Annotated in this window: 19 protein-coding genes; 6 read left to right on the forward strand and 13 right to left on the reverse strand. The window is 60.9% G+C overall.

Annotated elements, in window-relative coordinates; genetic code table 11:
* Nucleotides 1-9: 9 nt before the first annotated feature.
* The 4 genes from V1475_RS17740 to V1475_RS17755 all read right to left on the reverse strand — a co-directional run bounded on the left by V1475_RS17740 (nucleotide 10) and on the right by V1475_RS17755 (nucleotide 2,490).
* On the reverse strand, nucleotides 10-852 hold the full coding sequence (locus V1475_RS17740; RefSeq protein WP_479413807.1) for an ATP-binding protein: 843 nt from the start codon (nucleotides 850-852) through the stop codon (nucleotides 10-12).
* A gap of 2 nt (nucleotides 853-854) precedes the next feature.
* Entirely contained in the window at nucleotides 855-1,742 is an 888-nt protein-coding gene (gene tatC / locus V1475_RS17745; RefSeq protein ID WP_479413808.1) for a twin-arginine translocase subunit TatC, read from the reverse strand.
* Nucleotides 1,739-2,194 carry a Sec-independent protein translocase protein TatB gene (gene tatB / locus V1475_RS17750; RefSeq protein WP_434286536.1) on the reverse strand — a complete coding sequence of 152 codons (456 nt, stop codon included), beginning with the start codon at nucleotides 2,192-2,194 and terminating at the stop codon, nucleotides 1,739-1,741. Before tatB ends, tatC begins: the two co-directional genes overlap by 4 nt.
* 80 nt (nucleotides 2,195-2,274) lie before the next feature.
* Nucleotides 2,275-2,490, reverse strand: coding sequence for a twin-arginine translocase TatA/TatE family subunit (locus V1475_RS17755; protein ID WP_434286535.1), 216 nt, complete (start codon nucleotides 2,488-2,490; stop codon nucleotides 2,275-2,277).
* 217 nt (nucleotides 2,491-2,707) lie between these two features.
* Between V1475_RS17755 and V1475_RS17760 the strand changes: the two genes are divergently transcribed.
* Nucleotides 2,708-3,031: a hypothetical protein gene (locus tag V1475_RS17760; RefSeq protein ID WP_479413809.1), complete on the forward strand. Its 324-nt coding sequence runs from the start codon at nucleotides 2,708-2,710 to the stop codon at nucleotides 3,029-3,031.
* Between the two features lie 2 nt (nucleotides 3,032-3,033).
* Nucleotides 3,034-3,759, forward strand: coding sequence for a helix-turn-helix transcriptional regulator (locus V1475_RS17765; RefSeq protein WP_479413810.1), 726 nt, complete (start codon nucleotides 3,034-3,036; stop codon nucleotides 3,757-3,759).
* Between the two features lie 202 nt (nucleotides 3,760-3,961).
* On the opposite strand, the gene V1475_RS17770 is transcribed toward V1475_RS17765, so the two are convergent.
* The 3 genes from V1475_RS17770 to V1475_RS17780 are packed head-to-tail and all read right to left on the reverse strand — an operon-like array spanning nucleotide 3,962 to nucleotide 6,966.
* Nucleotides 3,962-5,059, reverse strand: coding sequence for an ABC transporter ATP-binding protein (locus V1475_RS17770; RefSeq protein WP_479413811.1), 1,098 nt, complete (start codon nucleotides 5,057-5,059; stop codon nucleotides 3,962-3,964).
* Between the two features lie 56 nt (nucleotides 5,060-5,115).
* Entirely contained in the window at nucleotides 5,116-6,168 is a 1,053-nt protein-coding gene (locus tag V1475_RS17775) for a methyltransferase domain-containing protein (RefSeq protein WP_479413812.1), read from the reverse strand.
* A gap of 18 nt (nucleotides 6,169-6,186) precedes the next feature.
* Nucleotides 6,187-6,966 (reverse strand): SDR family oxidoreductase, encoded by a 780-nt coding sequence (locus tag V1475_RS17780; protein ID WP_479413813.1) that lies wholly within the window; start codon nucleotides 6,964-6,966, stop codon nucleotides 6,187-6,189.
* Between the two features lie 379 nt (nucleotides 6,967-7,345).
* Here V1475_RS17780 and V1475_RS17785 point away from each other — a divergent pair, with 379 nt between their 5' ends.
* From V1475_RS17785 to V1475_RS17800, 4 genes are all read left to right on the forward strand, one after another.
* Nucleotides 7,346-8,386 carry a Hint domain-containing protein gene (locus V1475_RS17785; protein WP_434286526.1) on the forward strand — a complete coding sequence of 347 codons (1,041 nt, stop codon included), beginning with the start codon at nucleotides 7,346-7,348 and terminating at the stop codon, nucleotides 8,384-8,386.
* 126 nt (nucleotides 8,387-8,512) lie between these two features.
* Entirely contained in the window at nucleotides 8,513-10,120 is a 1,608-nt protein-coding gene (locus tag V1475_RS17790; RefSeq protein WP_434286524.1) for a peptide chain release factor 3, read from the forward strand.
* Nucleotides 10,121-10,224: 104 nt separating this feature from the next.
* Nucleotides 10,225-10,674, forward strand: a complete 450-nt coding sequence (locus tag V1475_RS17795; protein WP_479413814.1) for a hypothetical protein — start codon at nucleotides 10,225-10,227, stop codon at nucleotides 10,672-10,674.
* Nucleotides 10,675-10,814: 140 nt separating this feature from the next.
* The gene (locus V1475_RS17800) at nucleotides 10,815-12,257 is read left to right on the forward strand and encodes a DEAD/DEAH box helicase (protein ID WP_479413815.1); all 1,443 of its coding nucleotides are present in this window, start codon (nucleotides 10,815-10,817) and stop codon (nucleotides 12,255-12,257) included.
* A gap of 93 nt (nucleotides 12,258-12,350) precedes the next feature.
* Here the strand turns inward: V1475_RS17800 and V1475_RS17805 are convergent, their stop codons facing one another.
* From V1475_RS17805 to nuoL, 6 genes are read right to left on the reverse strand one after another with little or no spacing between them, the layout of a single operon-like run.
* The gene (locus V1475_RS17805) at nucleotides 12,351-14,015 is read right to left on the reverse strand and encodes a ribonuclease J (RefSeq protein ID WP_479413998.1); all 1,665 of its coding nucleotides are present in this window, start codon (nucleotides 14,013-14,015) and stop codon (nucleotides 12,351-12,353) included.
* The gene (locus tag V1475_RS17810) at nucleotides 14,012-14,788 is read right to left on the reverse strand and encodes a type III pantothenate kinase (RefSeq protein ID WP_479413816.1); all 777 of its coding nucleotides are present in this window, start codon (nucleotides 14,786-14,788) and stop codon (nucleotides 14,012-14,014) included. The genes V1475_RS17805 and V1475_RS17810 overlap by 4 nt, the downstream gene beginning before the upstream one ends.
* Complete coding sequence (locus V1475_RS17815) at nucleotides 14,788-15,492, reverse strand: biotin--[acetyl-CoA-carboxylase] ligase (protein ID WP_479413817.1); 705 nt, start codon at nucleotides 15,490-15,492, stop codon at nucleotides 14,788-14,790. Before V1475_RS17815 ends, V1475_RS17810 begins: the two co-directional genes overlap by 1 nt.
* Before the next feature lie 31 nt (nucleotides 15,493-15,523).
* Entirely contained in the window at nucleotides 15,524-16,960 is a 1,437-nt protein-coding gene (nuoN, locus tag V1475_RS17820; protein ID WP_479413818.1) for an NADH-quinone oxidoreductase subunit NuoN, read from the reverse strand.
* Nucleotides 16,961-16,973: 13 nt separating this feature from the next.
* Nucleotides 16,974-18,506, reverse strand: a complete 1,533-nt coding sequence (locus tag V1475_RS17825; protein ID WP_434286516.1) for an NADH-quinone oxidoreductase subunit M — start codon at nucleotides 18,504-18,506, stop codon at nucleotides 16,974-16,976.
* Nucleotides 18,506-20,635 (reverse strand): NADH-quinone oxidoreductase subunit L, encoded by a 2,130-nt coding sequence (gene nuoL / locus V1475_RS17830; RefSeq protein ID WP_479413819.1) that lies wholly within the window; start codon nucleotides 20,633-20,635, stop codon nucleotides 18,506-18,508. The genes V1475_RS17825 and nuoL overlap by 1 nt, the downstream gene beginning before the upstream one ends.
* Between the last annotated feature and the right edge of the window lie 2 nt (nucleotides 20,636-20,637).

The raw sequence follows: 20,637 nt of genomic DNA on the forward strand, positions 1-20,637 counted from the left end.
CTCAAATACTCAGCTGAGCTTGACGCCCTTGCGCCCGGCCAGATCGGTAAAGAACTGCCACGCCACACGGCCCGACCGCGAGCCGCGCGTCGCCTGCCATTCGATGGCCTCGGCGCGCAATGTCTCATCGTCGATCTCGACGCCGTATTCCGTGCAATAACCCCGGATCATCGCCAGATATTCGTCCTGCGAACAGGGATGGAACCCGAGCCACAGCCCGAAGCGATCCGACAGGGAGACCTTTTCCTCCGTGGCCTCGGAGGGGTTGATCGCGGAGCTGCGCTCATTCTCGATCATGTCGCGCGGCATCAGATGGCGACGATTGGACGTCGCATAGAACAAGACGTTCTCGGGGCGGCCTTCGATCCCGCCATCGAGCACCGCCTTGAGCGATTTGTAATGCTCGTCGTCATGGCTGAACGACAGGTCATCGCAGAACAGCACGAACCGATGCGCGGAGCCGCGCAGCAGGTTCAGAAGCCGCGCCACGGAGGGCAGGTCTTCGCGCTGCATCTCGACGATCTTGAGCGGCGCGCCTTCGGCAGTCACCGCCGCATGCACCGCCTTGACGAGAGAGCTCTTCCCCATGCCGCGCGCGCCCCAAAGGAGCGCGTTGTTGGCCGGAAGGCCGCGGGCAAACTGGCGGGTGTTTTCCAGAAGCGTATCGCGCGACCGGTCCACCCCGATCAGGAGAGAAATATCCACGCGCGACACTTTGGTCACAGGATGAAGCGCGTCCGGTTCTGTCTGCCAGACATAGGCATCTGCGACGTCGAAATCCGGCGTGGCCAGCGGCGCGGGGGCCATGCGCTCCAGCGCTTCGGCGATACGTTTGAGGGCTTTAGTCTTCATTCTTAATCTTCTTTGTCGAACTCAGAAAACAGCTCTTCGTCCTCGTCCAGAACACCGGCGGCGCGCAGCTCTGCGGTGCGTTTTTTTTCGACGCGGGCGACGAGGAAGATCGAGATTTCGTAGAGCCCGTAGACCACCGTGAAGAGGATGAGCTGAGTCGTCACATCCGGCGGTGTCACCAGAGCGGCAACGGTCAGAATGCCGACGACGGCATATTTGCGGGTCGAGCGCAGACCATGTGCCGAGGCGAGGCCCGCTTTGCCCATCAGCGTCAAAAGCACCGGAAGCTGGAAACACAGCCCGAAGGCCACGATCATTTTCAACGTGATATCAAGGCTTTCGTTGACCTTACCGTTGAACACGATGTCGATGCCCGTGTCCTGGGTCGCGGTCGCCACATCGCCGCCATTGGTCACAAGCGCGCCAACGAAGGACGGCAGATCGGCAAAGCCGAGGAAAAAGGTCATCGCCAGCGGCACGACCACGAATTGCGCAAAAGCCGCCCCCATCAGGAAGAGCACAGGCGAGGCAATCAGGAAGGGCAGAAAGGCGTTTTTCTCGTTCTTGTAAAGCCCCGGCGCGACAAAGCGCCAAAGCTGGTAGGCGATCACGGGGAAGGCCAGCGCCAGACCGCCCACCATGGAAATGCGGATCAGCGTAAAGAAATATTCCTGCGGGGCGGTGTATTGCATCACCGGGTTCGGGTTACCCAGAGACCGCATGGTCTTCTCGATCGGGATCAACAGGAAATCGAGGATCGGCCCCGCCACGGCGAAACAGATCACCATCGCGATGATAAACGCCAATGCGGCGCGGATGATCCGCGTGCGCAATTCGGCGAGATGTTCGATCAGCGGCGCGCTGCTGTCGTCAATGTCGCTGTCGCTCATGCTTCGCCGTCCTTCTTCGCCTGCTCTTCGGCATCCAATTCGGCCTGAAGCCGCTCGGTCGCCTTCTTCGCCGCCGCATCGGAGATTTTCTGTGCCGCTTCGGCTCGTTCCGGGCTCAACTCGTCTTTCTGAAGCGTCGTCGTCTTCGGTGCCGCGGTGCCATCCGGGGCTTTCATCGGGTCCCATTTCTCGAACTTGTCGGCGGCTTCGTTGAGCTTGTCGAGGCCGAATTTCTTCGGATTTGCAGCACCTTTCAAAGCGTCCGCCGCCTCTTTCACCCCTGTCTCATCCGCCGCCGCCTCCATCGCGCGGGAAAACTCGCGCGCCATGGATTTCGCCCGCGCCGTGAACCGTCCGAGCGTGCGGAACATGCCCGGCAGGTCCTTGGGGCCGACGACGATCAACGCCACGACCCCGATGATCAGAAGTTCTGACATGCCGATGTCAAACATCCCGCACCGCCTTGTCTAAAAGCCACGCCAACGGGTCGCCCCGCCCAAAAATCCAAGCAGAAAATCCAAGCCGGAAAGGCTCAGACCTTGTCTTTTTCTTCTTCGGGGGTGACGTCCTTGGCCACCTGGGCGGCCTCGTCTTCGATTTCCTTGGTGCCTTCGGCCACGCCTTTTTTGAAGGAGGTGATGCCTTTGCCCACCTCGCCCATGAGGCCGGAAATTTTGCCGCGGCCGAAAAGGACCAGCACCACGACGGCGATGAGCAGGAGGCCCGGAAGGCCGATGTTGTTGAGCATGTCAGTCTCCATCTGAGAGGGGCGTATGCCCGTCTGTCTAATCTCGCGGGTCCCAGAATTAGAAGGCTCCATGGGGAAGGAAAAGCGTAAAATGCTGCCTGCGGCCCTGTTGCACAACATTGGCGCGGGTTATGAAGGTGGAACTCTTCAACTGACAGGTTTATGTCAGTTGTAACACCGCATTCTCAGCTCATCGCAACCGAATCGGAGAAAAACGATGACTGACATTCAAATGATTGAAACTGTTACCTTTCGCCTCAAAGACGGCGTCACGGACACAGACTTCATTCCCGTGGCACGCAGGCTCGATGGCTATCTCGACCGCTGTCCGGGGCTGTGTGCCCGCACGCTGTCCCGCGATGAGACCGGGCTTTGGCGCGAGGATTATGTCTGGGCGAGCGAGGCCGACAACGCGGCAGCAGATAGTGGCTTTCGTACCGCCCCCGAGGCACAGGCCTTCATGGCGCTGGTCTATCATGACAGCGTCACGATGCGCCACGCGCCCGTGTCTCTCTTCCGCAGCCTGATCCAAGCGGCCTGATCATGGCAGGCGGTCGCAAACAAACCGGTATTCGGCGCAGCGACCGCCTGTTCGATCTCATCCAGATTCTGCGCGATGGCAAATTGCACACCGCGCGCGAGCTGGCGGAGCAGGTCGAGGTGTCCGAACGCACGATCTGGCGCGATATGGCGACGCTAAAAGCCTCGGGCGTTCCGGTCGAGGGCGAGCGCGGCGTCGGCTATATGGTTACGGCACCGATCACCCTGCCCCCGATGAACCTCACGATGGGAGAGCTGGAGGCGCTGCACCTCGCCGTCGCGATCCTGAGCGAGGCGACCGATCCGGACCTTGCCAACAACGCCAAAAGCCTTGCCGCGAAGATCGACGCGGTTTTGCCAGAAAACACCGGCCCGCCCGCTGCCGGTTGGGGCATGGCGGTGCATCCCTTTGCCTTCGCCGACGCGCGCACCGGCTTTCGCCACATGCCGCTGTTGCGGACGGCCGTGCGGGAGAAAAAGGTCCTGCGCATCGGCTATCTGGCGCTTGACGGGACGAAATCCACGCGTCTGGTGCGGCCTTTGCAACTCGATTATTGGGGGAGGGTCTGGACCATGTCTGCGTGGTGCGAAGAACGGAAGGATTTTCGCACCTTCCGCGTCGACCGGATCGAAAGCACCATCGACACCGGCGCGCAGTTTCGCGACGAGCCGGGCAAAACCCTGGCTGAATTCCTTGCCCTTCAGAAGGCGTCCAAGGTTTTCAAATGAGTATTTTTGCCATCAGAAAACCAGATGCGCCCCGACTGCCGGTGCATAGCGCAGTGGCGTCTCCGGAAGGGTTTTCGGCCACACGAGCCGGGGCGGCTTTCCGATGGGCGGTCATCGGCGCTCCCGCCTGTACCGCAGACATAGTCTGACAGAGCGTGGTTAAGACAATCTGAACATCAGGCTTTTCTGATGGTTCAAATATTCAAATTGCAGCCTGCACCGGGAAGACAAAACACCGGTCCCGGCGCATCATCAGCCACATCGGCGTGCCCGGTTTCGGCAGGAAAACCGAGGGAACCGTCGCCTTAAGCACCGATCCGTCGAAATCCATTTTGAATTCCACAAGGCTTTCGCGCCCCATGAAGCGCGCCCTTTGCACCACGCCGCGCGCGGGCGTGCCGTCTTGCGGCGTCGGGTTCGGGCCGCGACCGGCGCGGTCGAAGTCGATGCGCAGGTGCTGCGGGCGGATCACGATCTCCACCTCCGTGCCATCCGGCTGACCGGGGACAAAGAATTCCCCGAAGGCGGTGGTCACAGCGAGTTTCTGGGCTGTGCCATGAATCACGTTGATATCGCTAAAAAAAGCCGCCGCTTTGCGATCTGTCGGCGCGTTGTAGATATTATAGGGCGCGCCCTGCTGCACGATCTTGCCATCGCGCATGAGGGCGATCTCATCGGCCATGCGCATCGCCTCGTGCGGTTCGTGGGTCACGAGAAGCACGGCGGTGTTTTCGGCCTTGAGCACATCAAGCGTGCTGTCACGGATATCGTCTTTCAGGCGTTCGTCGAGACCAGAAAACGGTTCGTCCATCAGCATGATCGAGGGGCGCGGCGCGAGCGCCCGGGCCAGCGCGATACGTTGTTGTTCGCCACCCGAAAGCTCATGCGGATATTTGTCATAGGCCGACAGGAGCCCGACCTTGTCGAGCAACTCTTCGACGCGGGGCTTTTTGTCGGATTTGTGCCCTTTTAAGCCAAATCCCACGTTTTCGGAGACCGATAAATGTGGAAAAAGTGCAAAATCCTGAAACATCAGACCGATCGAACGTTGCTCCGGCGGCACCCTGAAAACGGTATCGCAGACCAGTTGACCGTCGACATAAATCTCGCCCGCGTCCTGCATATCGACGCCCGCAATGATGCGCAAAGTCGTGGATTTGCCACAGCCCGACGGCCCAAGCAGGCAGGTCACCTGCCCCGGCATCACCTTGAGCGACACGTCGGAGACCACCTCACGGCCCTGAAAGCGGCGGCGGATGTTGCGGATTTCCAAACGGGGGGTGGTCACGGGCTCGGTCAAAGGTGCGGTCTTTGTCTGACGAAAAGTCTCAACTTCCCTATCAGGCGCTTGCGGGCTTAGCAACAGCCGCCCGAGGCGGGGACGCCGGTCTCGGTGAGGTTGTCGAAGGGGCTGGTGCCGCCACAGCCCGCGAAAATGCCGTAATGGGTCGAAAAATCGCCGATGAACTCGAAATGCGGTGCAAAACGCGTTTCTGCCAGCATTTTAAACGTGTTGCCACAGACCGGAAAGACCTTGCCGGTCTCGATCTGATGGCCCGCATCGAGATCGAACACATGCGGCATCTCCGGCACCGTGCCTTTGTAGATCACCGCTTGGCCGTAATCCTCGCACTCCGGTTCGAGACCGAGTTTGAACAGCCGGTAGGTGGCAGAGATGAACTTGATCGGCGCAACCTTGGCCTCCAGCGCCGGGTTTTCCACCGTGAGCGCCCGATGCGTCACCAGACGCGGGTCCGCAAATCCCGCTGCACGGGCCATATATTCGAAATCGTTCCAATAGAGCGCTCCGGAGAGGCATTCGCCATAGAGCACCGGATCGGCCCGCAGCGCCTCAGGCACACGGCGGTCGGCGTAGACATCGGAGAAATACATCTCCCCGCCCGGTTTCAGAAGGCGATAGGCCTCGCGCAGCACGGCGGGCTTGTCCATCGCAAGGTTCAGAACGCAGTTGGAGACGATGACGTCGAAACTGCCCTCGCTCAGAGGCAGGTCGTCGAGTTTTTCGATATAGCCCTTATGGAACTCCACGTTGGATTTGGCGTAGCCGAAGCGCTCCGCATGCCAGTCCTGATGGCGACGGGCGACGGCGAGTTGTTCCTCCGTCATATCGACACCGGCAACGAACCCGGCTTCGCCCACGAACTGCGACAGCGCATAGACGTCCCGCCCGGAACCGGAACCGAGGTCCAACACCCGCGCGCCGTCGAGCACCGCAGGCGCGATCAGCCCACAGCCATAGTAGCGCGACAGCACCTCGTCATGAATGTTGGAGAGCGCGCGTTTTAACCCGTCCGACATGGCGTCCGGCGAACAACAGGCGTTGGTTTTGAGATCCTGAGACCCCTGCAACACCTTGCCGTAATAGTCCTGCACCTCGGCGTGGCTCATGGCGCGCTCCCCTCTCGATCACATCGTGCTGTTGGTCTGACCACCGTCCAGAAGGACGTTTTGGCCGATCATAAAGCCCGCGAATTGCGAGCACATGAAGGCACAGGTGGCACCGAATTCCTCGACCGTGCCATAGCGCCCGGCGGGGATGGTTTTGCAGCGCTCGGCGCGGATCGCATCGGGCGTGGTCCCGGCTTTTTCCGCCTGCATCCCGTCCATCCCGACCGTGCGATTGGTGGCGTGGAAACCGGGCAGAAGGTTGTTCATGACGACGCCTGAACCTGCAATCTGACGCGACGTGCCTGCGACATAGCCCGTGAGCCCCGCACGCGCCGAATTCGACAGGCCGAGAACGCCGATCGGCGCTTTGACGGAGACAGAGGTGATGTTGACGACACGGCCCCAGCCCCGCTCCATCATCCCCGGCACCAGCGCCTTGATCAGCGCGATGGGGGCCAGCATGTTGGCGTCGAGCGCCTTGATGAAATCTTCGCGGTCCCAATCGGTCCACATGCCCGGCGGCGGACCGCCTGCGTTGGTGACAAGGATTTCAACGCCTTGCGCTTTCTCGAGGACGGCTGCGCGGCCCTCTTCGGTGGTCACATCGGCGGCGACGGTTTCAACCGCAACCCCGAACTCTGCGCGAATATCCGCGGCCGCGGCCTCAAGCGCCTCAACACCGCGTGCGTTCATCACCAGATCGACCCCGGCCTCCGCAAGCGCGCGCGCACAGCCAAGCCCCAGCCCTTTCGAGGAGGCACATACCAGCGCCCGTTTGCCCTTGATCCCAAGATCCATCGCAGTCTCCTTCCGATACAGTCCTGAGCGATATTTAGGCTTCGTGACCCGGATTGTCATCTGCCAACTGCCTGCCCTTACCCGACTCGCCCGCTACAAATGAACCGTAGGCACCGCCCGAGAAAGAACCACTCTCGCCCAAATCCCGTCATTGTTACCGATCACAATGGGAATGTTTAACCAAGTTTACTTGGGTCACGAGACAAGGAGGCGTTTCTATGTACAATAACACCGAGACCCGGCATAATGAGACCTCCTTTGTCACTTGCATGACCGCCCCTTTGATCGCATCCGGCGTGGGCGTCGACAGCGTCACAGATCACGCCAGCCAAAGGAGCCTTTCGGGGGAAAGCGGTCGGGAAAAGGGTTGGGAAAAGGGATGACGGCGGTCAGCGGGGATCATATGCAGGCTCAGATGGGCGGCCAGACCGGTCTGCCGGTGCAAAGTCTTGCGGTCTACCGCGCCGGGGCGTTGCGGGTCACCAATGGGGTGAATCTGGGCGAGGCGCTTGCGAATGCTGCCGAGTTGGAGCTTGCCGATGTCTATGAACTTCGCAAACACGCCAGCCGCGGGCGGCTTTCCGTTAACGTCGATGGCGACAAGCTGAGCGTGGCCGAAGGCACAGAGTTCGGGGATATCGGGCATGACCTGCACCTCGACTGCATCGCGACCTTCATGGCCGGCTCCGGCAATACGATCGAGGTTCTGGTTCTGGTCGAGACCGATCAGAACGGGCTGATTGAGGATACGTTCTTCCTGCCCTTCGCGCCAATGCTTCCGGATGTGGAATATGTGCTGGTGAAACTGGACGAGGACACCGTGCGCACGCGGCTTTCCGATGTCGCCTGTGTTGCCTTCACGCGGGGTACGCGCATTACGCTCGCCAACGGCATTCAGAAACCGATCGAAGATCTGACGGTCGGGGACCGCGTCCTGACCCGTGATCACGGCCCGCAGGAAATTCGCTGGATCGGTTGTCAGACCGTGCGTGCCACCGGGGCCTTTGCGCCCATCGTGATCCGCGAGGGCGCGCTGAACAATGCACATGACCTGATCGTCTCGCCAAACCACCGGATTTTTATCTACCAGCGCCGCGATGCGGTTCGCGCCGGTCGGGCGGAAGTGTTGGTCAAGGCGAAACTTCTGGTCAACGGGCAGAACGTGATCCAGTCCGAGGGTGGGTTTGTCGACTATTTCCAGCTTTTGTTCGACACCCATGAGATCATCTATGCCGAGGGCATCGCCGCCGAGAGCATGTTCGTCGACGGGCGGGTGAAACCGTTCTTGCCTGAGGATGTGCAGGCGCGCATTGCCACCGATCACGCCTTCGCCGAGACCCCGCGCGCCTTCGAGTTGCGCGACGGGATGCTGGAGCCTTCGGTGGCGGCCGAAGTGCTGCGGTCGGCCTCCGGAAGCTGAGCGTTTGAAGCTGAGTATTTAAGGCAGCAAAGGAAACGGAAGAGCGCGCTTCAGGGCGCGTTTTTGTTGTGCAGAGGGTGTTCTGGGCCATTGCCGGGGATGACGCCCGCGCGTATATGAACGCGCATGTTGGATCGCAGCCATAACGCCCCCGAATTGCCGCCGGAGATCGCCCGTCGCCGGACCTTCGCCATCATCTCGCACCCGGACGCCGGTAAGACGACGTTGACGGAGAAATTCCTGTTGTACGGGGGCGCGATCCAGATGGCCGGTCAGGTGCGCGCGAAAGGCGAGGCGCGGCGGACGCGCTCGGACTTCATGCAGATGGAAAAAGACCGCGGGATTTCCGTGTCGGCCTCGGCGATGTCGTTCGATTTCTCGGGCTATCGGTTCAACCTTGTCGACACGCCCGGTCACTCGGATTTCTCCGAGGACACCTATCGCACGCTCACCGCTGTGGACGCCGCGATCATGGTGATCGACGGGGCGAAGGGCGTGGAGAGCCAGACGCAGAAACTGTTCGAGGTCTGCCGGTTGCGCGATCTGCCGATCCTGACCTTTTGTAACAAGATGGACCGCGAGAGCCGGGACACGCTTGAGATCATTGACGAAATTCAGGAGAACCTTGCCATCGACGTAACGCCCGCCTCTTGGCCGATTGGCGTCGGGCGGGATTTCCTTGGCTGTTACGATGTGTTGAACGACCGTCTCGAATTGATGGACCGCGCCGACCGCAACAAGGTTGCTGAGAGCATCAAGATCGAGGGACTGGACGATCCGAAGCTCAAGGACCATGTGCCGGAGCACCTATTGGAACAGCTCAAGGAAGAGCTCGAGATGGCGCGCGAGCTGTTGCCGCCGTTCGACCGGCAGGCCTTTTTGGATGGCACGCTGACACCGATCTGGTTCGGTTCCGCGATCAACTCCTTTGGCGTCAAGGAACTGATGGACGGGATCGGCAAATACGGTCCTGTGCCGCAGCCGCAATCCGCCGAACCGCGCGAGATTGGGCCGGAAGAAACCAAGGTCATGGGCTTTGTCTTCAAGGTTCAGGCCAATATGGACCCGAAACACCGCGACCGCGTGGCCTTTGTCCGTCTGGCATCGGGCCATTTCAAACGCGGCATGAAGCTGATGCATGTGCGGTCGAAAAAGCCGATGGCAATCTCGAACCCGGTGCTGTTTCTGGCCTCTGACCGCGAATTGGCGGAAGAGGCCTGGGCCGGGGACATTATCGGCATTCCGAACCACGGGCAATTGCGCATCGGCGACACGCTGACCGAGGGCGAGGACATCCGCGTGACCGGCATTCCGAGCTTTGCCCCGGAATTGTTGCAGGGCGTCCGCGCGGGCGATCCGATGAAAGCCAAGCACTTGGAGAAAGCGCTGATGCAATTCGCCGAGGAAGGCGCGGCGAAGGTGTTCAAACCCTCGATTGGGTCTGGCTTTATCGTCGGCGTCGTGGGCGCGCTTCAGTTCGAAGTTCTGGCCTCGCGCATCGAGCTTGAATATGGCCTGCCTGTTCGATTTGACGCATCGCAGTTTACGTCTGCGCGCTGGGTGAGCGGTCCGAAGTTGGAAATGGACAAGTTTATCAACGCGAACAAACAGCATATCTCCTACGATCACGATGGCGATCCGGTCTACCTGACGCGTTTGCAATGGGACATCGACCGGATCGAACGGGACTATCCGGCGCTGAAGCTTTCGGCGACCAAGGAAATGATGATCTGACGGTGTCCTGAGCGCAGCAATTCGCCGATCCGCACCAAAAGGGGATTCCCTCCGGGTGCGGATCGGTTAAACTGCCGCCATATTTGCCACTTCGAGGAATGTTCATGTCCGTCAGCCGTCTCGCTCTTACCGCCGGTCTTTCCGTCACTGCCGTCTCAAGCCTCGGGCTTCCGGCCTTCGCCGAAACCGCCGGTTGGGACTTGCTCAAGGGCATCACCGTCGAAGAGATCGTGACCGACACCACATATGAGGTGAAAAAGGGCTTCCCCGAGCGGCTCAAGAACGGTGTCGAGGGGATGGAGCTCACGGGCTATGCCGTACCGCTTTCCCCCGGATCTGATGTCACCGATCTGATCCTCGTCTCCGACATGGGTCTTTGCCCGTTTTGCGGCAGCGCGGACCATGGCGCCTCCGTTCAGGTCAGCCTCAATACGCCGATCCAGGGCCTTGAGGAAGGCACCCGGATCACCATCAAGGGCAACATGAAACCGGTGCTCGATCCGGAGACATGGCAAGCCGCCATTCTCGAAAATGCGGTGGTCGTGGGCGGCTGAACCCATCAACCCTGCCTTTCCTTGACCTTTTCGTGATTGAAGCGTAGAAGGCGGTCCAAAGCGTTCCGGCAATATGGCCGGGCGGGCCGCGCGGGGTTTTGCGGCCATTTTCACAGCCGCACCATCGCGAAAGGCACAGTTTGACCAAGTTCACCGATCTCAATCTCGCTCCGAAAGTTCTCAAAGCCATCGAAGACGTTGGTTACGAGACACCCACGCCGATTCAGGCCGGCGCCATTCCGCCCGCGCTCGAGGGCCGTGACGTTCTGGGCATCGCCCAGACCGGGACCGGGAAAACCGCATCTTTCGTGTTGCCGATGATCACCATGCTGGCCCGTGGCCGCGCGCGCGCGCGGATGCCGCGGTCGCTGGTACTCTGCCCGACGCGGGAACTGGCCGCGCAGGTTGCCGAAAACTTCGATCAATACACCAAATACATGAAGCTCACCAAAGCGCTGCTGATCGGTGGTGTCAGCTTCAAGGAACAGGACGCGCTGATCGACAAGGGTGTCGACGTGCTGATTGCCACGCCCGGTCGTCTTTTGGACCATTTCGAGCGCGGCAAGCTGATCCTGTCTGACGTGAAAGTCATGGTGGTGGATGAGGCCGACCGGATGCTCGATATGGGGTTCATCCCCGACATTGAGCGCATCTTCGGTCTGACGCCCTTCACCCGCCAGACGCTGTTCTTCTCGGCCACCATGGCGCCGGAGATCGAGCGCATCACCAACACTTTCCTTTCTGCCCCCGCGAAGATCGAAGTGGCGCGTCAGGCGACCGCCTCCGAGCGCATCGAACAGCACGCGGTGATGTTCAAAGGCTCGCGCCGCGACCGTGCGGCATCGGAAAAGCGCGCCGTGCTGCGGGCGCTGATCGATCAGGAAGGTGCGACGCTTCAGAACGCTGTGATCTTCTGCAACCGCAAGACGGATGTGGATATCGTCTCGAAATCGCTGAAAAAATACGGCTATGACGCGGCCCCGATCCATGGCGATCTGGACCAGAGCCAGCGCAACGCCACGCTCGACGGGTTCCGGGCCGGCAATATCAAGATCCTCGTGGCCTCCGACGTGGCCGCTCGTGGTCTGGACGTGCCTTCCGTGACCCATGTGTTCAACTTCGACGTGCCGGGCCATGCCGAGGATTACGTCCACCGCATCGGCCGGACCGGTCGTGCGGGTCGTGACGGCAAGGCGATCACGCTGGTCGAGCCGCGCGACGAAAAGAATTTCGCCGATGTCGAGACGCTTCTGACCAAGGAAATTCCCCGGATGGACAATCCGCTGGGCAATGCCCCGGAGGCGACCGCTGGCGAAGATGAGACCGAGCTGCGCAGCGACAAGCCGAAGCGCTCCCGGTCGCGTAGTAGACGCAAGCCCGAGGACGCCCCCAAAACCGAGGCACCTGTCGAGGTACAGGCCGAGGAGGCTCCCCGCGAAGAGGCCCCGAAATCCGAACTGCGCTCCGACAATCGCGCGCGCCGTGGTCGGGGCCGCAAGGAAGACGACAACAAGGTCGTTGGTCTTGGCGATCACCTGCCCTCCTTCATCGCGCTGAGCTTTGAGGAACGTCAGGCGGGTTGATCCCCCCTCCCCTTCCCGGACATTAAAAAACCCGCGCCGAAAGCGCGGGTTTTGTTTTGAGTATTTAGACAGCAAAGGAAACAGGCGCCCTGATCAGCTCGACAGGCGCGAAATGACGATCTGGACCTCGGGTTTCTTGCCCACCTCTTCCTGCGTCGTTTTGCGGATGATCCGGCGCATTTCCTCTTCGAGCGCGTCGTCATCCGACAACGTCTTGGGCTTGGCGCGCATCAGGAATTGGTTCACGTCTTCTTCCAGCACATCGACCAAAGGCGCGCGCGACAGGCCCACCTCGGGCAAGCCACGCAGCTCGCACCAGCAATCGCCCAGCGGTTCATCGTCCTCGACGATCACGGTGGCGACCACCAGCCCGTTCATCGCCATGCGAATCCGGTCGCGGACGATCCCGTCGAGCGCACCGATCTGGACGGAGCCATCGAGATAGGTCCGGCCGGTCTCGATATATTCCGACACACGCGGCTTATTGCCGGAGAGGTCAACGCCAACGCCATTGGGGGCGACGATCGCCTGAAACCCATTGCTCTCGGCCATTTTGGCATGTTCGCGCAGGTGGCGGTGTTCGCCATGCATCGGGATCACGATCTGCGGTTTGACGATCTCGTGCAGAAGCGCCAGATCCGGGCCGTTGGCATGGCCCGAAACGTGATATTCATCATGGCCCGAGATGGTTTCGACGCCCATTTCCGAGAAGCTGTTGAGGATGCGCCCGACGGAGACCTCATTGCCCGGAATGGTTTTCGAGGAGAAAATCACCGTGTCGCCCTCGGTCATCTTGAGGCCGAGATATTTGCCGCGCGAAAGCTGCGCGGTGGCGGCGCGATGTTCGCCCTGCGAGCCGGTAGTCAGCAGCATGAGATTTTCGCGGGGGATGTCGCCCGCGTTTTCCGGAGAAACGGTTTTCGGGAAATCGGCGATGATGCCGGTCTCGATGGCGGCGGTGATCATCCGGCGCATGGCGCGGCCCAGCAGCACGACGGAACGCCCGGCCTTGGAGCCCGCTTCGGCAAGGGTTTTCACCCGCGCGATGTTGGAGGCAAAGGTGGTCGCCGCCACCATACCGTCGAGCGAGGCGACGAGCTGGGTGATCGGTTCGACCACTTCGGATTCGGAGCGGCCCGGTTTCGGCGAGAATACGTTGGTCGAGTCACACACGAGCGCCTTGACGCCCGAAGACGCCACGCTTTCCCAAAGCGCCCGGTCGAAGGGTTCGCCCACCACCGGATTTTCATCGAGTTTGAAATCGCCCGTGTGAATGATCCGGCCCGCGGGCGTGTCGATCACCAGTGCCGAGGATTCCGGGATCGAGTGCGACACCGGCAGGAAACCGACGGTGAACGGCCCACATTGGATGGTTTCCGGCCATTTGGAAACCGTCTTGATCTGGAGCTCGTCATGGCCGTGCTCTTCGAATTTCAACCGCGCGATATGGGCGGTGAAGGCGCGGGCATAGACCGGGGCGTCGAGCCGGGGCCAGAGGTGGCCGACCGCACCGACGTGGTCTTCGTGCGCGTGGGTGATGAAAATCGCCTCGATCCGGTCCTTGCGTTCTTCGAGCCAGGCGATATCGGCGAAGATCAGATCGACACCGGGCGTGCCGTCCATCGACGGGAATGTGACGCCGAGATCGACCACGATATAGCGCTCGTCACCCTCCGGCCCGTAGCCGTAGACGTAACAGTTCATGCCGATCTCGCCGGCGCCGCCCAAGGGGAGATAGAGAAGACGTTCGCTCATCAGTTGCCCATGTCCTTGTTATAATTATGGATCACGACAAGGCCGTGGATCGTCAGAAATTCATCGAAATGGTCAAAGAGTTTGTGGCCCTGATTGAACAGCGGCGCAAGCCCTCCGGTGGCGATCACCCGCATCGGGCGGCCATATTCGTCCTTGATGCGGTTACATGTCTCACGCACCAACCCGATATAGCCCCAGAACACGCCCGATTGCATACAGGCCACCGTATTGGTGCCGATGACTTTTTGCGGCATGGTGACATCGACATGCGGCAGGGCGGCAGCGGCGTGGTGAAGGCTTTCGAGCGAGGCGTTGACCCCGGGAGAGATCACGCCACCGACATAGGCCCCATCCTCGGAGACCACGTCGAATGTCGTGGCTGTCCCGAAATCCACCACGATCAGATCGCCACCATAAAGATCGAAGGCGCCCGCGGAGTTCACAAGCCGGTCGGGCCCGACGGTCGTGCCCTCGTCCACCCGCGGCATATGCGGCAAAAGGCATTCGGGTTTGCCGACCACCAAAGGCCGACAGTCGAAATAGCGGTTCGCCAGAACCCGCAGGTTGAACACCACGCGGGGCACGGTCGAGGAGATGATCACCTCGGAAATGTCGGCCTCGATTTTTTGAAAATTCATCAGGGTCGAGAGCCAGACGTAATACTGGTCCGCCGTGCGCTGATGTTCGGTCGAGGTGCGCCATGTGGCGATGATCTCGCTGCCGTTCCAGATGGAGAAGACGGTGTTGGTGTTGCCGGTGTCGATACAGAGAAGCATCAGAAATAGACCTCTGCGGCTGGGATGGTAAGTTTGCCCGTGCGCGTGTCGAGCACGAGATTGCCGAAGGCATCCACGGTCTCGAAAATCCCGTGATGGGTCTCGCGCATGGTGCGGGCGCGGATTTCGGTGCCGAGACGCGCCGCACGGGCGAGCCAGGCCTCCCGCACCGGGCCGAACCCGTAGGTGGTGAACTGGCTTTCCCAATAGGCGAAACTCGGAGCCAGATGGTCGAGGAATTCCTCGGGCGCAATCAGTGCGCCGGTTTCATGCGCGAGCGACACGGGCGGTGTCGCGCCCGCTTCGACCTGATCCGCGCCGGGCGCTTCGACCAGGTTGATGCCAATGCCGATGGCGAGATGCGAGGGCCCGCGCTCCAACAGGATACCAGCCACCTTGCCGCCGTTCAGCAGCACGTCATTCGGCCATTTGAGCGCAAAGGGATCGCTCCGTCCGGTGACGGCGACAAAGGCGTCGTAAAGCGCCAGAGAGGCCACAAAGCTGCGCAGCGCGACAAGTGTCGGCGGTTCGGTCGGGAACATCAGCAGCGTGGCGGCGAAATTGCCCTCCGGCATGGACCACGGGCGCCCACGTCGGCCATGAGCACCGGTTTGAGAGAGCGCCATGATCCATTGCGGAAACGCGGAAGAGGCCGCGACACGCGCGGCCTCCGACATGGTGCTGTCCACGGAGGGGAGGACCATGCGCCCCACCCCTTCGGGCCATGTATGGCGGTTACTTGACAAGCGCATCCGCCGCGATGGCCGCCATACCGTCCACACCGAACATGTTCACGATACCGACGAGCATGATCAGAGCGGAGACGGCCAGAAGCGCGAAGGCCACCGGGCTCCGTGTGTTGTCGAGTGGCTCAACCTCGCTGCCGAAATACATGTAGTAGACGACGCGGAGGTAATAGAAGGCGGCAATCACCGAGGCGATCACACCGAAGAGCGCAAGCCAGGTGAGACCAGCGTTCCAAGCCGCCATGAGCACGGAGAACTTGGCGAAGAAGCCGAGCATCGGCGGCACACCGGCGAGCGAGAAGAACAGCACCAGCACGGCCAGAGCCTTGGTCGGCGAAACGCGCCAGTAGAGGTTCAGCGCGGACAGATCGGTGACCGGCTTGCCGTCGCGCTCCATCGTCATGATGAAGGCGAAGGCACCGATGTTCATCGCGACATAGATCGCCATATAGACCATCGCGGATTGCACACCCTCGGCATTGGCTGCCGCCAGCCCCATGAGCGCAAAGCCCATGTGGGTGATGGAGGAATAGGCCATCAGACGTTTGATGTTGGTCTGGCCGATCCCGGCAAAGGCACCCCAGAACATGGAGGCCACGGCGATCACGGCGAGCACCTGTTGCCAGTCGCCCGGCACGCCGCCGAACGCGTCGAACAGCACGCGGGCGAAAAGGCCCATGGCGGCCAGTTTCGGCGCGGTGGCGAAGAAGGCGGTGGTCGGCGTCGGCGCGCCTTCATAGACGTCCGGGGTCCACATGTGGAACGGCACCGCGGACACCTTGAACGCCAGACCGGTCATCACGAAGATCAGGCCGAACAGCACGCCCAGCGGCACGTTGCCCTGCACCACGGTGATGATCCCGGCGAAGGAGGTCGTGCCGGAGAAACCGTAGATCAGCGAGGAGCCGTAGAGCAGCAGGCCCGAGGAGAGCGAGCCGAGTACGAAATACTTGAGGCCCGCTTCGGTCGACTTGACGTTGTCGCGACGGAAGGACGCGATGACGTAGAGCGACAGCGACATCAGTTCGAGGCCGAGGTAGAGCGACATGAGATCGCCCGCCGAGACCATGACCATCATGCCGATCGTGGAGAACAGCACGAGGATCGGATATTCGAACTTGGCGAAACCGCGTTTCTCGAGGAAGTCATGCGACATCACGAGGACCGCAGCCCCCGCGAGCAGCACGCCGACCTTGCCGAAACGCGAGAAGGCGTCGTCGATGAACAGGCCGCCGAAGGCAACGCGGCTGCCCTGCCCGCCGAGCCCGATCCAGAGCGCCACGACCACGAAGACCGCCGCAGTGAGCCAGGTGACGAGGCCGGAGAGTTTGTCCTTGCCGGTGTAGACGGCGAAGAGGAGCGCCGCCATGCCGTAGATGGCAAGAAGTACTTCCGGCAGGACGATGGAAAAGTCTGTAGAGGTCATATCTCCGTGTCCCTTAGTGCGTTGCGGCGTCTGCGACCATCGGCAGAGCGGCATGGTAGTTGTCAATCAGCGCCGAGACCGACGGCCCGATGAGATCCGTCACCAGCGACGGGTAGACGCCGAGGATCAGGGTCATCGCCACGAGCGGTGCGAAAATCCATTTCTCGCGCGCGTTCATGTCCTTGATGGTTTTCAGGCTTTCCTTGATCAGATCGCCCAGTACGACCCGGCGATAGAGCCAGAGCGCGTAGGAGGCGGAGAAGATCACACCGGTGGCGGCCACGAGAGCGACCCAGGTGTTGGCCTGGAACATGCCGATGATGGTGAGGAATTCGCCCACGAAGCCCGAGGTGCCCGGCAGGCCGACGTTCGCCATGGTGAAGAACATGAACACGAGCGCATAGGCCGGCATGTTTTTCACCAGACCGCCGAAAGCGTCGATCTGACGGGTGTGCATCCGGTCGTAGATCACGCCGACACAGAGGAAGAGCGCGCCGGAGACGAACCCGTGCGAGATCATCTGGAAGATCGCGCCATCAAGGCCTTGTTGGTTGAAGGAGAAAATCCCCGCCGTCACGTAGCCCATGTGGGCGACCGAGCTATAGGCGATGAGTTTCTTCATGTCCTCTTGCACAAGCGCGACGAGCGAGGCGTAGACGATGGCGATCACCGAGAGCCAGAGCACGAAGTTCGACAGAAGTTCGGAGGCATAGGGGAACATCGGCAGCGAGAAGCGCAGGAAGCCGTAACCGCCCATTTTCAGAAGGATCGCGGCCAGAATGACCGAGCCCGCAGTCGGTGCCTGCACGTGGGCGTCCGGCAACCAGGTGTGGACCGGCCACATCGGCATCTTCACCGCGAAAGAGGCGAAGAAGGCGAGGAAGGCCAGCGTCTGGAACCCGCCGACGATGTGGAAGCCCAGAACCGTGATCGTATCATGCGAGAACTCGTGACCGAGGAGTTGAACGATGTCCGAGGTGCCCGCGTCGACATACATGGCGATCATCGCGATCAGCATCAGCACGGAGCCGAGGAAGGTGTAGAGGAAGAACTTGAACGCGGCGTAGATCCGGTTCGGCCCGCCCCAGATACCGATGATCAGGAACATCGGAATGAGGCCCGCTTCGAAGAACAGGTAGAACAGCACCAGATCGAGCGCGGTGAACACACCGAGCATGAGCGTTTCCAGAAGCAGGAAGGCGATCATGTATTCCTTCACGCGCACCTTGACGTCCCAGGCCGACCAGATGGCGAGCGGCATGAGCGCGGTGGTGAGCATGACGAAGAGGACCGAGATCCCGTCCACGCCCATCTTGTATTTCAGCCCCATGATCCAGTCGGCCTCTTCGACCATCTGGAAACCGGTGTCTTTGGGATCGAAGCCGAACAGGATGAAGAGCGAGATCACGAAGGTGATCACGGTCGCGAACAAGGCCACGATCTTGGCATTTTTCTGCGCCACCGCATCCTCGCCGCGCAGGAAGAGCGCGAGCATGAGGGCGGCCAGGGTCGGAAGGAAGGTGACGATGGAAAGCACGTTATCCATTACTGTGCCCCCCCGCCAATCGTCATCCAGGTAATCAAGAGTACAATCCCCAGAACCATGCTGAATGCATATGTGAAGATGAAGCCCGTCTGCGCCCGGCCCGCAAGCCGGGTGAAGAAGGGCACGATGCCCATGGCGAGACCGTTGATCGCGCCGTCGATGGTGCCTTCATCGCCGCGTTTCCAGAAGAAGCGACCGAGGGCGAGCACGGGACGCACGATGAGCGCATCGTAGATCTCGTCGAAGTACCATTTGTTGAGCAGGAAGCGGTAGGCCACCGGCTGGCTCTCGGCCAGTTTCTTCGGCAGAGACGGGCTCCAGATGTAGAACCACATCGCCATCACCAGACCGATGAGCATCGCGATGAAGGGCGACACTTTCACCCAGGTCGGTGCGTGGTGCGCATCGTCGAGGATGGTGTTGTCCGCGGCCACGAAGATCGCGCCTTGAGGGGCAACACCTTCGGCATGCGCCTCAGCGTGCATCTCTTCGCCCGCATGGGCAACAACCGCCTCACCATGCGCATCCGCAGCGGCTTCGCCGGTCGCCTCGCCGTGACCGTCCACCATCTCGACTTCCGCGTGATGCGGCAGGCCGAAGAACTCGGTGAATTTCGTGTGATCGCCGAAGAAGCTGTTGTACCACAGCATCCCGCCGAAGATCGCGCCCAGCGACAGCACGCCAATCGGCACCAGCATGACGAGCGGGCTTTCATGGGCATGCTCATGCGCATGATGATCGCCACGTTCCTTGCCGAAGAAGGTCAGGAAGATGAGGCGCCAGGAGTAGAACGACGTGAACAGCGCCGCGATGACCAGCATCCAGAAGGCATAGCCGACACCGGAGGCATAGGCGCTCTCGATGATCGAGTCTTTCGACAGGAAGCCCGCGAAACCGATCGGCACACCGAACATTTCGCCCGAGAACGGGATACCCACACCGGTGATCGCCAGCGTACCGATGATCATCATCCAGAAGGTGAAGGGGATCTTTTTGCGCAGACCACCGTAGTTCCGCATGTCCTGTTCGTGGTGCATCGCGGTGATGACGGAGCCCGCGGAGAGGAACAGCATCGCCTTGAAGAAAGCGTGCGTCAGCAGGTGGAACATCGCCGGACCGTAGGCGCCGACACCTGCGGCCACGAACATGTAACCGAGCTGCGAACAGGTCGAATAGGCGATGACGCGTTTGATGTCGTTCTGAACCAGCCCCACCGTGGCCGCGAAGAAAGCGGTGGTCGCACCGATGTAGACGATGAACATCTGGGCCTGCGGCGCATATTCGAAGATCGGCGACATGCGGGTGACGAGGAAGACACCGGCGGTCACCATGGTTGCGGCGTGAATGAGCGCGGACACAGGCGTCGGCCCTTCCATCGCATCCGGCAACCAGGTGTGCAGGAAGAGCTGCGCCGATTTGCCCATCGCACCGATGAACAGCAGGAAGGCCAGAAGGTTCGCCGCGTTCCAGTCATTCCAGAGGAAATGCAGCGTGGTGCCCGCAAGCGCCGGCCCCTGCGCGAAGACATCGTCGAGACGGATGCTGTCGGTCATGAAGAACAGACCGGCCATGCCGAGGATGAAACCGAAGTCACCGACACGGTTGACGATGAAGGCTTTCATCGAGGCGGCCCCGGCCGAAGGTTTCTTGATGTAGAAACCGATCAGCAGGTAGGAAGCAAGGCCCACGCCTTCCCAGCCGAAGAACATCTGCAACAGGTTGTCGGCGGTCACCAGCATCAGCATGGTGAAGGTGAACAGCGAGAGATAGGCGAAGAAGCGCGCCCGGTAGGGCTCGTCGTCGTTGAAGTTCTCGTCATGCGCCATGTAGCCCAGCGAGTAGAGGTGCACCAGCGCCGACACCGTGTTGACCACGATCAGCATGATCGTCGTCAGACGGTCGAGGCGGATGCCCCAGTCGACCGAAAGCGAACCGCTGTCGATCCAGCGCAGGATCGTGACGTGATGGGTCTGGCCGTCATGGGTGAGAAAGAGAACCCAGGACAGGATCGCGGCGAGAAAGAGAAGGCCCGTCGTCAGATACTGCGCGCCCTTCTCCCCGATCACGCGCCAGCCGAAGCCGGCGACGATGGCACCGACCAGCGGCGCAAAGAGGACAATCGATTCCATGG

This window comes from Celeribacter sp. SCSIO 80838 (genome assembly GCF_056498065.1).